Genomic DNA, 11,229 nt, shown 5'->3' on the forward strand with positions numbered 1-11,229 from the left:
TCATGACAAAAAAAATTCTTTTTTTCATTCTTAACATCGCTATTACCCTTTCTTTAACGCCTAGCCATGCCAGTATTTTTCCCACCCGTGCGCCAAGCGATAGCCGCATTCGCTTTATCAACTATGATGCCTATAATGTCACAAAAATTATTGGCTCCATACGCTCATCGGTACAAATAGAATTTTCTCCCAATGAAGAAATTGCCCATGTAGCAATTGGCAACAGCGTTGCATGGGAAGTCGCCCCCGCTGGCAATATTCTTTTCCTCAAAGCGCGGGAAGTCCAACCCATTACCAATCTCCAAGTCGTCACAACAAAGCTTGATGGCTCAAAGCGCTCCTATCAATTTGAACTCATGGTCAAAGATGGAGAAATTTCATCTGGACAAGAAACATATTTCCTTGTGAAATTTCGCTACCCACAAGAAGAAGCAGAACAAAGAAGACTCGCAGCCCTTATGCGACAAGAAAAACAACAAGCCCAGCGTATCGATAATGTCTTCAACGCTTCTGAAACCTACGGACCTCGCAATTGGGCTTACACCGCTCAAGGCTCTATCACTCTCGAACCCTCCTCTGTTTATGACAATGGCAAAACAACAACATTTACATTTCCAGACAACCAAGAAATCCCTGCCATTTACATTGTCAGCAATGACGGTACAGAATCGCTGGTTCCCAAAACCACAAGAGGCAACATGGTGATTGTCCATGCCATTAGCGCACGCTTCACCCTAAGACATGGAAAAAACGTCCTATGCGTCTTTAACGAAGCCTATCAACCAAAAGGCACAAATCCAAATACCGGAACAACCTCACCATCTGTTGAACGTAAAATTGCATCAGATCTTTAAATAAGCGGGAATTGAAGGGGACAACACATGAGTGATAAATCAATCATCGAAGATCGCGGATCTATTGGGGATGGCAAAAACAATAGCGCCAAAAGCGCTGGCAAAAAAATAGTTGTCGCAATAGCTTGTATAGGAATCTGCGGCTATGTGCTCTGGAACATCTTATCCTCCCCCACAGAACAAAAAGACACCGCAAAAGCTCATAAAAAACAAGAAAAAAGCTTTCACAATTCCCTCGCCCCTTTAGAGCTCGCGCCCTCTGACCCGCGTGCCAACATAGCGCCAATAACCTTACCACCCCCACAACCACTCGCACAAGAACCCAAAAAAGATGACCCACTACTTGATGCCGCAAGACGTGCCCCTGTTCTCGCTTTTGCCAAAGGCTCTAAATCTCAATTAAAAGACATCGTCAACACGACTCTCAACCCCTTTGAAAAATTCCATACCCTTGAAAATCTCGCGAATGCGCAAAATTCTCCTGCCCTTCAAAACACACAAAATTTTGCAACCCTATTAAAGCCTACCAAAACAGAAGAAGCAAAAGCAAAACTCATCGGCAATAGAAACTTTATCATCGCCATGGGAACCTCTATCCCCTGTATCTTAGAAACCGCATTAAACAGTGAGCAACCAGGCTTTGCAAGCTGCATCATCAACCGTGATATCCTCTCTGACAATGGGCGCGTTGTTTTGCTTGATAAAGGAACCCAAGTGATTGGCGAATACCGCGGAGGGATAAAACAAGGTCAATCTCGCCTCTTTGTGCTCTGGACAAGAGCAAAAACCCCAACCGGTGTCATCATCGACCTTGCCTCACCCGCAACCGACAGTTTAGGCAGAGCCGGTTTTGATGGCAACATCAACACCCATTGGTGGGAACGCTTTGGCTCTTCCCTTTTACTCACCGTTATTGATGGTGCCACAACAGTTTTAACAAATAAAATAGTAGGCAATTCCAATAAAGAAGGTTCAAACAACTCTGGAGGCGGCGGTTTTGAAGGCGCAAACAACACTGGAAAAGAGGCCGCCAGTATTGCTCTTGAAAATCAAATCAACATCCCTCCTACCCTAGAAAAATTTCAAGGCGAACTCGTCAACATTTTCGTAGCAAAAGATCTCGATTTTTCCTCTGTCTATAAACTAGTCGTAAAGAGCAAAAGAAACCGCTCTACTCCCAGCTATTCCTTTTTTCATTAAGCCAATAAAGTCACATTATGCCATCAGCAAAAAATGCAGAACGCGCCTCCATCGTTTTAACAAAATTAAAGATCTTAGATGATTTCCTCAATGATGAAAATTTATTTGAAATTGTTATCAATCGCCCTGGCGAAGTAATCGTTGAGGGTCCCAATGGTTGGCAAACCCACATCTTAAAAGAGCTAACCTACAGCGAACTAGAAGGGATTGCAAAAGTTGTTGCTGCCTACACAACACAAAAAATCAGTGTAGAAAACCCCGTTCTCTCCGCAACACTGCCAAACAACGAACGCATACAAATTGTTATGCCTCCAGCAGTTGCAGCCAATACCATTAGCATGACCATTCGTAAACCTTCATCACGCACTTTTTCTCTTGAAAGTTTACATGAAAACAATCTTTTTTCTGTTGCCCAAAACACCAGTTTCACACCCACGCAACAAATGACAGAACGGTTATCCGAACTCTCTGATACAGACAAAGAGCTAACAGATCTCTTTATCGCTAAAGATTTTTGCACCTTTTTAGAAAGAGCCGTTATTACACAACAAAATATCTTAATATCGGGCAAAACCGGTTCTGGTAAAACAACCCTCTCCAAAGCTTTGATTGCAAAAATCCCTGACTATGAACGAATTCTCACCATTGAAGACACGCCAGAACTTGTCGTTCCGCACGCCAACAAAGTGCAGCTCTTTTATTCAAAAGATAACCAAGGCTTAGCAAAAGCAGGTGCAAAAGAACTGCTTGAATCAGGCTTACGCATGCGCCCCGACAGAATCCTTCTACAAGAGCTGCGTGATGGTACAGCCTTTTACTATATCCGTAATGTCAATTCTGGTCACCCCGGCTCCATTACCACCGTCCACGCCTCAACAGCCCTTGCAGCCTTTGAACAAATGACCCTTTTAGTCAAAGAAAGTGACGGTGGTGGTAATTTAGCACGCGATGATATCCGCGGCTTATTAATCTCGATGATAGATGTCATCATCCAATGTAAACGCCTCGAAGGAAAATTTCGTGTAACAGAAATCTATTACGACCCCTTCAAACGCCGTGATGCTTTTTAAAAAAAAACGCTACCCCTCACACCCTTTTTTATAAGCAAAAACTATACCAATAGAGCTTTCTTAAAAACACGATTAATCGCTTCAAGTTCAGTGTCAATAATCGAAAACAACAAGTAAAAAGAAGTAAAAATATCATCCCCATTCCCAATCACGAATGCGCCCCACAGGAAAACCAAAACGTGCCGAAAATGATATCTATAACCCTATATTTTTTCTGATTTTTTTTGACATCAACATTTGCAGGAATATAGATACCAAATTTAGTATCCGCTTCACCTTTAACTTCAGACAAGAGCTTCACGAGCACCTTGTAATATACGAGATCCTGCTTTATGTGCCTTATCCATTATTATTCTTTTCGATATTCATCAAGGCGCAATATAAAAATTTTCTTCAACGCATTCCTCTCTGATTTTGTCAAATTACCTCAAGATGATTGACTGTAAATATCTTCGATCAACACCGGAATATTTTAACCACCAAAAAAGGGTATAACCTTATATCCCCCACTTTTACTCTTATGCTTTTAAACCTAACTTTCCTTGGCTTTCTCTTAACCCTTGCATAAGACCACCAGCATCTGAATGAGTAGCAATAAAAGAAACAATATCAAATAATTATTCAGGCGATATGCCTTCTTCTTTCACAGAAATTCAATAAGCTGCCATTTCAATCACGGTTTGCATACATCATTCAATATACGGAAACACCCATAACGATAATGATGTAAATGAAAAGCTAATTTGAAGTGAATGATCAGAAATATCAAATATCCAAATGACAAAACAAATCTTACCTATCTTTAGCAATACATACCTCTTTACCCTTGTCACTTCTCTTAACCCTTGTCACTTTTCTCGAAAGTTTTAAGCGTTTTCGCATTAGAAATAGACATATCAAACGGCAATCCTTTTTCATGAACAACTTTTGTCAAAGCAATCCGGATAAAATCAGACACCGGAAGTCCTAAACTTGCTAATATTTCATCGGATTTTTTTTAACGCCCTATCTATGCAGGCACATACAACATCTTTTGTCACACCCATATTAAACACCTCCTTTGATTACCTCTCTTTTACCGTATGGCTTAATAGGGCTTATACAGCATAAGGCTTTATCCTTGCCCTTACCGTATCATATCTATTGATCTTGCACGCGCTATTGCGTTGATTTTCTCCTGTTGTCTCTGTTGCAAAAACTTAACTGCCATTTGAAACTCTTTTATGCAATCTTGATCATGAGACTGTTGTTAAAAAATTGCTTTTGATAAATCATAATTTGTTTGCATAGCAAGCCAAGCACGTGCTGTGCTTACACCAGACATTTCAAGCCTAATAGCAAGATTAGCACTCATAGCGGCTTTTCCATTTAAAACTCTAGAAAGTGCTACACGAGATATACCAAGCTACTCTGCTGCTTCATTAACGGATAAACCAAGCTCTTTGATCACATCTTCTCACAATAATTCACCGAGATGTGAAGGATTCTTCATCATTGTTTAGATCTGCTTTTTGATGATAATCCAGATAATCAACCATTTCGACATCTATGCTATCAAAGCGAAATATTACGCGACAATTTCCATTTACAGTAATTGACTAATAATCCTTGAAATCACCCTTTAGCAGATGTAATCAAAAGGACGGATAACTCAAAATCTTTTGGCGATACATCTCCTTCAAGAGCACTTAGAATACGCTTTAATTTTTGAGCATGGGCGGTTCTAATCCCTTCAGTCGTACCAGTATTATAGAAGGCTTCAATCCTTTTATGTTTAAATCCTAAAATCATAAATGAATATAGAGTGTCCCCCTCCAAGATCCAAAAAATGTTCATTATTTTTTACATCACACGGCTTTTTTTACTTTATAAACATTAGAACTGTCGTGAAAAAATTGCTTATTCTCATCTCTTTCTCATTATTCTACTAATTATTGGAAAAGTATAAGTTCATAATTAGGAGGAGCTAAACGTAATAGGAGCGTATCATATCTCCAATTGGCAGCGGCACTTAGAAACATCAAGATGATATAACCACAATGACCATTGCTGTTTGATGTTCATGGGGCGCTGCACCCGCTGTATGTCCAGTAAAAAGAATGAATAACACTAATAAACTCCCCCTACAAACTCTGTTAAACTAATAACCGGTTTACGAATAAGTAAAAGAAAAAGGAAAATCAAAAAAAGGCATATTTTTTATATCTTACGAACTATAGAGAACTCTATACGCATTGTAGTTATTAGAATTAGACTTTTCCCTTTTTTATTTAATTTGTTCGTAGATAGAGTATCCATTACCGTTATTACATCACTAACAAAGTTAATAATCATACCTTTTGTAATTGCCAAAATCCCGCATTAAAATCAGACCTTTATTCAAAGATGATCTGATAATTTTCTCAAAAAAATCAAGATTCCTCAAGTGCAGTCCCCATGCGTACATCATGATGAATAATAACATCCATCAACTCTGTCACGACAGTGTCCAATACTTCTCGTGCATCGCCTTCAGCCATAAGGCGGATAACCGGCTCAGTTCCAGAAGCGCGGATCACCAGCCGTGCCTCTTTTCCCAACCGCTTCTCTGCTTGATCAATGGCCGTTTTGACTGGATTTTTTTTCAGGACATTTTTATTTTTAATCGTTACATTTTTTAAAATTTGCGGTACAGGTTCAAACCGTTTACACAATTGGCTCATAGGGCTTTGACTTTCCTTCATACAGGCTAAAATCTGCAATGCAGCCACCAAGCCATCACCCGTTGTACCAAAATCACTGAGCACGATATGGCCAGAAGCCTCACCACCAACATTATATCCCTTTTGGCGCATGGCATCGACAACATAACGATCTCCAACTTTTGTCCTTACAAGGTGCAACCCTTTGCTATTCAAGAAACGTTCCAGTCCAAGATTTGACATAATCGTTGTGACAACACCATTACACCGTAATCGTCCCATTTTATGCCAATTTTCAGCAATTACAGCAATCAACTGATCTCCATCAACCGTTTGTGCTTTTTCATCAACAATGAGAACACGATCTCCATCTCCATCAAGAGCAATCCCCACATCAGCACGCACTTCATGCACTTTTCGTTTTAAAGAGCTTAAATCGGTTGATCCACATTTTTGATTAATATTGGTCCCATTGGGTTCATCATGAATAGCAAAAACCTCAGCCCCCAATTCCCATAAAGCACGGGGAGCCGCTTTATAAGCAGCCCCATTGGCACAATCCACAACAATACGCACAGTATCTAAGCGAACATCACGCGGCAAAGTTCGTTTGGCATATTCAATATAACGATAAATATCCCCCTCAACCCGTTTTGCATAACCAATTTCGGCAGAACTTGCTAAAGATTTTGAAAGATCTGTATCGATCAATTGTTCAATTTTGGCTTCCATATCATCTGAAAGTTTAAAACCATCAGGACCAAAAAGTTTAATTCCATTATCATAGAACGGATTATGAGAAGCAGAAATCATCACTCCAAGATCCGCTCGCAAAGAGCGGCAAAGCATTGCAACAGCAGGGGTTGGCACTGGACCCAATAAAAAAGCTTCCATCCCCGCAGCAGTCAATCCTGAAACCAAAGCGTTTTCCAACATATAACCAGATAATCGTGTATCCTTGCCAATCACCACACGATGAGATTGATGTTGTGAGCGAAATAAAACCCCTACAGCCATCCCTACCTTCATGGCAAAATCGGGTGTCATAGGAAATGAATTGGCTTTCCCCCGAATTCCATCTGTACCAAAATATTTTTGCACCATGCCTCTTTCCTTTAATATATAATTCTTCCCTTGGCTTTTCCTTAAACCCCTAACAAGCCCCCTTGGTACAATAGTCCCCCCGCTCCCCGTATAAAATCAGATCATTGATCTAAACCTTCATGCATTTAAACAATCAAGCCCCCTATTCACCATCTACACATCTAAACCACTCTCAAGCAATTATGTTTACACCCTTCCACATAAAAGCAATATTATCTCCTCAAAATGCTCTATACACCCCTTTAATACAACCAACGGATAATCTCACACACTTGCTAAATCCGTAAAGAAACCCAGCACCAAACCTCATACCCTACAAAATCAGCAAGGAAATCTATCGCCTAACCTCACAACCCTACCACATTAGAAAAGCAACAGTCCACCTCGCCTTGTAGCATGCTAAAGCCGTCATAATACAACGGCTTTGCTTAATTTTTTGCTTCCATATTTTTGCAAATATTATAAGAAAGGCGCAAACAAAACTTGCGCCTTTCTCAAAAAAATTAGAAGTTTTCCTAAAACATCGTCACTCAAGCGGTATTAAATAATTCTTATTTTTCTTTATCATCTCCCGCAGTATTGGACTTCTTTTCAGCATTACTTTTAGAGCGGTTGACTGATTTTGTAGTACCTTTTGTGCTTTGTGCTTTTTTCTCAGTCTCATCCGATTGCACTTCTTTAGACTGAGCCTCCTTAAGCGCAACATTACTGGATTTTGCTGTTTTTTTCCCAACAGCTGCCTCTGCTTTGTCTGCCTCGCCTTTATCGGTCTCTACTTTATGAGGCGCTGTTTTAGAGACTGCTTCAGCGTTTTTTTCATCTACCACTGTTGTCTCTGTCTTCATTTTTCCAGTTTTTGGAACAGAAGACCCCCGTGGCGCAGCACCCTCATCTTTCTGTGTGCGTGAAGGAGGCTTTCCTGCAATAACTTCGTTAATTTCAGCTCCCGTTAAAGTCTCATATTCCAACAAACCTTGTGCCAAAGCAAACCATTCTTTTCTTTTTGTTTTCAAAATGTTTGTCGCATTTTTATAGGCATCATCAATAAGCTTACGCACTTCCATATCAATCATGCGTGCTGTTTCTTCAGAGACATTTTGTGTTCGCGCAACAGAATGACCCAAAAAGACTTCATCTTGGTTATCGCCATAAGCTACATTTCCAAGCAGATCAGAAAATCCCCACCGTGTGATCATTGCACGTGCTAATTTCGTTGCTTGCTCAATATCAGAAGAAGCACCGGAGGTGATATTTTCCTTTCCAAACTTTAATTCTTCAGCCACACGTCCACCCATCATAATAGCCAAACGAGAAATCATCCACCGATAACTCATAGAATAGCGATCGCCTTCAGGCAATTGCATCACCATTCCCAATGCTCTTCCCCTTGGAACGATTGTTGCTTTGTGGACAGGATCAGCAACCGGCACATTAAGAGCCACAATAGCATGTCCTGCTTCGTGATAAGCAGTGAGTTCTTTTTCCTCTTGTGTCATAGCGGTTGAACGACGTTCAGCCCCCATCATCACCTTATCTTTGGCATCTTCGAATTCTTGCATCGTGACAACTCTTTTATTACGGCTCGCAGCCATAAGAGCAGCTTCATTGACCAGATTCATCAGATCCGCACCGGAAAATCCTGGTGTTCCCCTTGCCAAAATTTTCAAATCAACGTTAGGCGCTAAAGGCACGTTGCGCACATGCACTTTCAAGATTTGCTCACGCCCAGAAACATCAGGGTTTGGCACAACAACTTGCCGATCAAAACGCCCTGGTCTCAATAAAGCAGGATCAAGGACATCAGGACGGTTTGTTGCGGCAATAAGAATAATACTTTCATTGGGCTCAAATCCATCCATTTCGACAAGCAACTGGTTTAAGGTCTGTTCACGTTCATCGTTTCCACCGCCAAGACCAGCCCCCCGATGGCGTCCAACAGCATCAATTTCATCGATAAAGATAATACAAGGTGCATTTTTTTTAGCCTGTTCGAACATATCGCGCACACGGCTTGCCCCAACACCAACAAACATTTCAACAAAATCAGACCCTGAAATGGTAAAGAATGGCACATTGGCTTCACCTGCCACAGAACGTGCTAGCAAAGTTTTACCGGTTCCTGGAGGACCAACAAGCAAAACACCGCGTGGGATACGCCCCCCTAAGCGTTGAAATTTTTGTGGTTCGCGTAAAAATTCAACAATTTCTTGAAGATCTTGCTTTGCTTCTTCAACGCCAGCAACATCTTTAAAGGTAATACGTCCTTGCGCTTCATTAAGCAATCTTGCTTTCGATTTCCCAAATCCCATTGCACCACGTGATCCATTTTGCATTTGCCGCATAAAAAAGACCCACGCCCCCACGATAATAATAACAGGTAATAAGGAAAAGAGGAGATTGAGGAAAATGCTATTTCCAGAGCTTTCAGGAATAGCTTTAACATTGACGTTTTTGCTTTCCAACTTTTGTATCAAACCTGGATCGCGAGGAGCATAGGTTGAAATAGCTCTATGTTCAATGGTTTTCCCTGTTAATTTTTGACCTTGAATGGTCACAGATTTCAACTCATTATTCTCAACTTTTTGCAAAAATTCAGAATAGGAGACTTCTCCACCACCAGAACGTTGGCTATCTCCATTAAAGAGAGAAAACGACACAATCAAAATCAAGGCAATAACTCCCCAAATAAGGAGAGAGCGGTAATTGGAATTCATATTCAGCCCACTTAATCAAATATAGATTTCAAACAGTTCCCCTTAACATATAACCTTGTCAGCCCCTTGCCAAGGGATGAGAAGCTGTTTATTTTCTTTTAGAGTAATTTTCCTTTATCTTTTCACCTCAATATTAAAAAAAGGTTCCACAACATTCACCAAGGCAGCATCTTCTCGTGAGGAAAGCCAATCGAAAGGTGCCATAATCCGCTTGACGATAACATGTTTATGAACAACTGCTTGAGAAATCAACTCTGGAATATCATACCCTTTATGATTTGAGATCATCAGCAGCGATTGTAAAGAGGGAAAATGAGGCTTTTCAAGCTCAAAATCGCTATTTTTTAATAAAAATTTCAGCTGTTCTAAATTTGCGGCTCCAACCTTTATAGCCTCATATCCATGATTTGTGATATGATAGCGCCCATCCCATATAAAAGTTTTATCTGGCTCAACGATAGCCTCTTTCATATTTCGCCCTTCACGCCACAAAGAAATTCCGTGCTTGTTATATTCAATAACAGAACCCGCATAAGTAAAACGCTTCTTTTCTGGAGAATCGAGACAGAGTTTTTGAACAAGCATGCTTAATTTCTGATTGGGGAGCAAATAAAATCCCCCTCCCATCAGCACAGCAAAGAGCCCCACCACGAAAGGAAAACTGGAATGTTTCTGTAAAAATAGCGCAGGCTTTGCTATGAAACAACGCCCATGTTGGACAGTAATATCCAGCGCTAAGATCAAATCAGCAATATTTTTGGCTTGTTGACGACGCTGCAATGCGGCTTCATTTATTTTTTGAGCAATATAAGCCAATTTTTGTGGAGAAAGAGATTGACGCACGCGCACACGTTCAAAATTGCGATCTTCATTGGTTGGATCATCAATCCATGTTTGTCCTTGTAAGCGTAAATAATTCCGTAATGTTTGGCGTTTTACACCAAGGAGTGGCCGAATCAAACGCACTTTTCTATGCAACAACGCCTCACGCGGAATACAGGATAAACCGCGCTCATAAAGGGGACCATAGTTTTTTTCGGCAATATTTTTTCTCGTTTTTCTGGTATGATCCTCATCACGTATACCCTCGGCTTCACCGCGCAAAGCACCAGCAAAACCACTGGCATAAACCTCATCGCGCATAGCAACAGCTTCACTATATAAAGCACCTCTATTCTTTTGGAGACGTTGATACCGCATATGATAGGTCTCAACCTGATCATTGAGTGTATGCCCCGTCATAATAAGTGATGCGCCTTGTTTTTGTGCTTCTTTAACCAAGAGATCATAGCGTGCAACACGCGCGCTGGAAGCAATATGCGTCTTTGGCTTTTCGCCTTCCCATCGCACAGTGATATGTTGAATATCATGGACACGACAAATTTTCGCAACAGTTTCTGCTTCACGCATCGATTCTTTACGCAATTGATGATCAACCGTGACAACAATCATTTCTGGAGGAAATGCGAGAGTTTCCAAATGCTCTTTGACCAAAAACATCAAAGCCAAAGAATCGCTTCCCCCTGAGACGGCAAGAATCAACTTCTGACATTGAATAAAATCCGATGTTTTAAAGAGATTTCTTGCCAGTCTAACGCACACCGAA

General features: G+C 40.8%; 8 protein-coding genes and 1 pseudogene. 3 read left to right on the forward strand and 6 right to left on the reverse strand.

Annotated elements, in window-relative coordinates:
• Positions 1-2: 2 nt before the first annotated feature.
• Genes virB9 through virB11 form a run of 3 tightly spaced genes read left to right on the forward strand, consistent with a single transcriptional unit; the run spans position 3 to position 3,124 of the window.
• Positions 3-854 carry a P-type conjugative transfer protein VirB9 gene (gene virB9, locus ACFILN_RS00770; RefSeq protein WP_375662836.1) on the forward strand — a complete coding sequence of 284 codons (852 nt, stop codon included), beginning with the start codon at positions 3-5 and terminating at the stop codon, positions 852-854.
• A 27-nt stretch (positions 855-881) separates the two neighbouring features.
• Positions 882-2,054, forward strand: a complete 1,173-nt coding sequence (gene virB10 / locus ACFILN_RS00775; RefSeq protein ID WP_375667327.1) for a type IV secretion system protein VirB10 — start codon at positions 882-884, stop codon at positions 2,052-2,054.
• 17 nt (positions 2,055-2,071) lie between these two features.
• Positions 2,072-3,124: a P-type DNA transfer ATPase VirB11 gene (gene virB11 / locus ACFILN_RS00780; protein WP_375655031.1), complete on the forward strand. Its 1,053-nt coding sequence runs from the start codon at positions 2,072-2,074 to the stop codon at positions 3,122-3,124.
• An 838-nt stretch (positions 3,125-3,962) separates the two neighbouring features.
• Here virB11 and ACFILN_RS00785 read toward each other — a convergent pair.
• The 6 genes and pseudogenes from ACFILN_RS00785 to tilS all read right to left on the reverse strand — a co-directional run bounded on the left by ACFILN_RS00785 (position 3,963) and on the right by tilS (position 11,225).
• The gene (locus ACFILN_RS00785; protein WP_375630941.1) at positions 3,963-4,082 is read right to left on the reverse strand and encodes a type II toxin-antitoxin system RelB/DinJ family antitoxin; all 120 of its coding nucleotides are present in this window, start codon (positions 4,080-4,082) and stop codon (positions 3,963-3,965) included.
• A gap of 291 nt (positions 4,083-4,373) precedes the next feature.
• A pseudogene (locus tag ACFILN_RS00790) lies at positions 4,374-4,574 on the reverse strand (HigA family addiction module antitoxin).
• 164 nt (positions 4,575-4,738) lie between these two features.
• Positions 4,739-4,960: a hypothetical protein gene (locus ACFILN_RS00795; RefSeq protein ID WP_375670647.1), complete on the reverse strand. Its 222-nt coding sequence runs from the start codon at positions 4,958-4,960 to the stop codon at positions 4,739-4,741.
• A 575-nt stretch (positions 4,961-5,535) separates the two neighbouring features.
• Complete coding sequence (gene glmM / locus ACFILN_RS00800; RefSeq protein WP_375617881.1) at positions 5,536-6,909, reverse strand: phosphoglucosamine mutase; 1,374 nt, start codon at positions 6,907-6,909, stop codon at positions 5,536-5,538.
• Between the two features lie 551 nt (positions 6,910-7,460).
• Positions 7,461-9,623 (reverse strand): ATP-dependent zinc metalloprotease FtsH, encoded by a 2,163-nt coding sequence (gene ftsH / locus ACFILN_RS00805; protein ID WP_375637580.1) that lies wholly within the window; start codon positions 9,621-9,623, stop codon positions 7,461-7,463.
• Positions 9,624-9,737: 114 nt separating this feature from the next.
• Positions 9,738-11,225: a tRNA lysidine(34) synthetase TilS gene (gene tilS / locus ACFILN_RS00810; protein WP_375667329.1), complete on the reverse strand. Its 1,488-nt coding sequence runs from the start codon at positions 11,223-11,225 to the stop codon at positions 9,738-9,740.
• Positions 11,226-11,229 lie beyond the last annotated feature (4 nt).

Source organism: Bartonella sp. CL434QHHD (assembly GCF_042195145.1).
In the GTDB taxonomy this organism is placed as follows: Bacteria; Pseudomonadota; Alphaproteobacteria; order Rhizobiales; family Rhizobiaceae; genus Bartonella.

Bases quoted from the DNA above. Each gene is read 5' to 3' on its own strand.
- glmM (WP_375617881.1), bottom strand. From the start codon at position 6,909: ATGGTGCAAAAATATTTTGGTACAGATGGAATTCGGGGGAAAGCCAAT.
- ACFILN_RS00795 (WP_375670647.1), bottom strand. From the start codon at position 4,960: ATGAACATTTTTTGGATCTTGGAGGGGGACACTCTATATTCATTTATG.
- virB10 (WP_375667327.1), top strand. From the start codon at position 882: ATGAGTGATAAATCAATCATCGAAGATCGCGGATCTATTGGGGATGGC.
- virB9 (WP_375662836.1), top strand. From the start codon at position 3: ATGACAAAAAAAATTCTTTTTTTCATTCTTAACATCGCTATTACCCTT.
- ftsH (WP_375637580.1), bottom strand. From the start codon at position 9,623: ATGAATTCCAATTACCGCTCTCTCCTTATTTGGGGAGTTATTGCCTTG.
- virB11 (WP_375655031.1), top strand. From the start codon at position 2,072: ATGCCATCAGCAAAAAATGCAGAACGCGCCTCCATCGTTTTAACAAAA.